Here is a 397-nt window from a genome sequence, read left to right as displayed (position 1 = left end):
CGGATGTCGCCTGAAATCCAGCAGTGACGCCGTTTTTCGGGCGATCCCAGGCCGTTTCGGTTGCACGTCCCCTCTATAATGTCAGCCTGAAATTCCCCCGATGCGGCAGTCTCTGCCGCGTCTTTCGTTGGCTTTCCGAAGGAGACGCAGTGCATCTGCTGAGTGCCACCGCGGGCGTCGTGCTTGTGAATGGCGTGAGCTATGGCTTGCTGCTGTTCATGTTGTCGAGCGGCCTCACGCTGATTTTCAGCATGCTGGGCGTGCTGAACTTCGCGCATGCCAGCTTCTACATGCTGGGGGCGTATTTTGCCTACGCGTTGTCGTCGGCAGTCGGCTTCTGGCCGGCGTTGATCGCCGCGCCGCTGATCGTTGGCGTCGCCGGTGCCATCTTCGAGCG

1 pseudogene is annotated in these 397 nt (G+C 60.7%); it reads left to right on the top strand.

Going from position 1 to position 397, the window contains the following annotated elements:
• Positions 1–218 precede the first annotated feature (218 nt).
• Positions 219–397 (top strand): annotated as a pseudogene (locus tag CDV44_RS27560) (branched-chain amino acid ABC transporter permease); the annotation flags it as partial.

The organism is Pandoraea sp. PE-S2R-1 (assembly GCF_002179865.1).
In the GTDB taxonomy this organism is placed as follows: domain Bacteria; phylum Pseudomonadota; class Gammaproteobacteria; order Burkholderiales; family Burkholderiaceae; genus Pandoraea.
Note: the sequence above shows the minus strand (reverse complement) of the source record. Positions and strands in the feature narration are given on the sequence as shown.